Source organism: Arthrobacter sp. NPDC056493, assembly GCF_042795115.1.
GTDB lineage: Bacteria > Actinomycetota > Actinomycetes > Actinomycetales > Micrococcaceae > Arthrobacter.
On the sequence record NZ_JBHTSL010000120.1, the window covers coordinates 1 to 2873 of the forward strand.

2 protein-coding genes and 2 pseudogenes are annotated in these 2873 nt (G+C 69.8%); all 4 read left to right on the top strand.

Annotated elements, in window-relative coordinates:
• Nucleotides 1-231, top strand: a pseudogene (locus ACFQ50_RS24450) (ABC transporter ATP-binding protein); the annotation flags it as partial.
• Nucleotides 228-1487 carry a phosphotransferase gene (locus ACFQ50_RS24455; protein ID WP_377998218.1) on the top strand — a complete coding sequence of 420 codons (1260 nt, stop codon included), beginning with the start codon at nt 228-230 and terminating at the stop codon, nt 1485-1487. The pseudogene ACFQ50_RS24450 and the gene ACFQ50_RS24455, both read left to right, overlap by 4 nt.
• A complete protein-coding gene (locus ACFQ50_RS24460; RefSeq protein WP_377998219.1) occupies nt 1484-2683 on the top strand; it encodes a hypothetical protein in 1200 nt (399 codons plus the stop codon). Before ACFQ50_RS24455 ends, ACFQ50_RS24460 begins: the two co-directional genes overlap by 4 nt.
• Nucleotides 2680-2873: pseudogene (locus ACFQ50_RS24465) on the top strand (hypothetical protein); the annotation flags it as partial. The gene ACFQ50_RS24460 and the pseudogene ACFQ50_RS24465, both read left to right, overlap by 4 nt.

Sequence of the window (2873 nt, forward strand, 5' to 3'; positions counted from 1 at the left end):
CAGGCCCTCGCCGCCCTGACCCGCGAACGCACCTCCATCACCATCACCCACGACGCCCACTCCGCCCGCTCCTGCGACCGCATCATCTGGCTCGAGCACGGCCGCATCATCGAAGCCGGGCGCCCGGAGGACCTGCTCCGCGACCCCGGCTCACGGTTCGCCGAATGGCTGAAGGACGAGGACCTTGGTGTGGATGACCAGCGTGGCGAAGTCAGGCAGGTGGTGCCGTGAACGCCTCACCTTCCGGGTTCAGCAATCCGGACCGTTCGCTGGCCAGCCGCGACGCCGCGCTGCCCGGCCTGGCCTGGCTGCTGGACAACACACGGCTCTCCGAACTGCTCGGCGAGACGGTCCGCGTCACCCGCGTCCGCTACAAACCGGGCACCTCGCTCCTCGTTGCCTACCGTCGCTTGCGCAACGGAAGCTTTGATTACGGCTGGGCCTATACCCTGGCCACCCCTTCCGCCAAGCTGCTCCGGCGCGAAAGCACCTCACGGTCACGCGGCGGGAACATGCGCGTCCTCCGGCCGGACCCCGCACACCCGGACATTTTGGTGGGGGTAGGCGGTGTGGAGGATGACTGGGCCCTGTGCAGGAACCTCGCATGGCTGCGCGAGACCGGCGCCGAACGGCTGGGACTTCACTCCAGAGCGGCAGCCGGCCTGCCCGGGGGCAGCAGCGTGCTGCGCTACAAGCCCGAGCGGCGCCTGGTCCTCTTCGCGCACAAGGCGAGCACCGCCGTCGTGATCAAGACCGTCGCCAAGCCCGCCGGCACCGGACAGCAAACCGCCTTCCTGAACCGGCTGGAGCGCCATGGGGTGCAGCTCCTCCCGCAACTGGGGGACGCGGAATGCCTGGAGCACGGCATCAGCGCCTGCGTCGCCTGGGGTGGCGGTGACCTTGCAGGGCTCGACGACGATTCCGCCGCCTTCGCTGCCGGCGAGGCTTTGGCACGGCTGCACTGCGTCCCGGTAGACGGTTCAGCGGCGGAACCCAGTGCTAACGCAGCGGCGCAACTGAGGGCGACCCGCACTATGGTCTCCGTCCTGCTGCCCGCCTTGGAGGAGCCTGCCCGGCGCATCGAGGCCGGACTCGGGCCGCTCCTGCCGGATGGTGCAGGGTCCGGCCACGTGCTGGTGCACGGCGACTTCTCGCCCGACCAGGTGCTGGTGGGGGGCTCGGAGGTGCGTCTCATCGACTTCGACCGGGCACACGCCGGAACGGCCGAGGCTGACCTGGGATCATTCGCCGCGGCGGAGGAGGCGACGCTGCGGGCTTCCGGCGGTTCACCTGCCGGCGGCCCCAAAACGGCACGGCTCACCGAAGGCTACCGCCGGGCCGGCGGACGGTTCACGCGGTCCGGGATGGATGCCTGGACGGCCTTCCGGCTCTTCAACAGCAGCGTTGACCCCTTCCGCGACCGCTCGCCGGACTGGGCCGAGGAGATGTCCTGGCATCTGAACCGGGCAACGGAGCTGATCCCATGACCTGGCATCCGCCTGTCCCCCGCCGCGTGACCGACCCTGCAGGATCCGTCTGGTCCGTCCAGCGTGCCTGGCCCGGCGTCTCGGCAGGCCGGTACGTCCTGGAGGTGCAGTCGCACAACCATCCCGGAGTGCTGGGCGGGTTCTTCCGCGAAGGCCGGTTCGTCCCGGTAGGCGCGGAAGACTCCAAGCTGCCCGCACTGGCCCTCGAATCGCCGAAGGGCGAAACAGTGGTCCACCGCGCCCACAAGCGGGCAGTCCTGCGTGCCGGCGACACGTACATCAAAGTGTTCCGGCCGGAACAGGCGCCGGCGGCGGCCGCAAACCACGCGTTGGCCACCGTGCCCCTGGCCGGCGGCCGCTTCAGGACACCGGTGATGACCGCACCCCGGCCAGATGTCCTGGTCTTCAGCCGCGTGGCCGGGCGGCCCTACTATGAGCTCGGCCAGGACCAGTCCGCCGTCCCGGACGACTACTTTGCCGGCATGTGGGCTCACTGGTCGCAGGCCTGGACGGAAACTGTTGCCCGCGCCAGCGGCCCCGCTTTCCGCGCCAGCCTGGAGCAGCTTCCGGTGCACGATGCCGAGGAGGAACTGGTCAAGGTGCGGCGGTGGATCGATCACTGGCTCCTGCACAGCGAAGGGATCCCCGCGGCCGGGCAGGGACGCGCTGCGCTCCTTGCACAGGCCGACGCCGTCACGGCCGGTCTTCTGGCCGGGCCCTTCGATTCCCTGGGCTGGGCGCACGGAGACCTGCACGACAAGCAAATACTGGGCACCGACATAATGGGCACTGACTCACCGGGCCCCGACATACGGGGCACCGACAACGCCGGAGCGCCGGGACTGCTGGATTTCGATGAGGCCTGCAGGGCCGAGGCCGCCCTGGACCTGGCCAACCTCGACGTGCACCTGGAACTGCGCCGGCGGCAGAACCTCCTCAGCGGGCGGCGGTTTACCATCGCCCACGCGAGCATCGTGTCTGCGGCGAGCCGCCTGCACGTCAGCCCGGAACGGTTCGAGGCGTATGCCGCCTCCGCCCGGCTCCGGCTGGCCTGCATGTACTCGTTCCGGCCGCCGTGGGGATCCTGGGCGGTGAGGTACCTGTCGTCACAGGACCTGGTCCCGCCTGCCCTGCGCCGGTCACCCGAATCCCGCGCGTCCGTCCCGCACCTGAGCACCGAACCGAGCATGACATGAGTAATTCCCCATGGGGAGATTACGCCGCCCCGCCCGTTCCGCCGTCGTCCGTTCCTTCCGCACCTGCCGGCCTTTCCCTGTCGGTCATCGGCACAGGGTACCTCGGCGCCACGCACGCGATCTGCATGGCGCTGCTGGGCCACCGCGTGGTGGGGATCGACGTCGACGAGAACAAGATCCGATCGCTGGC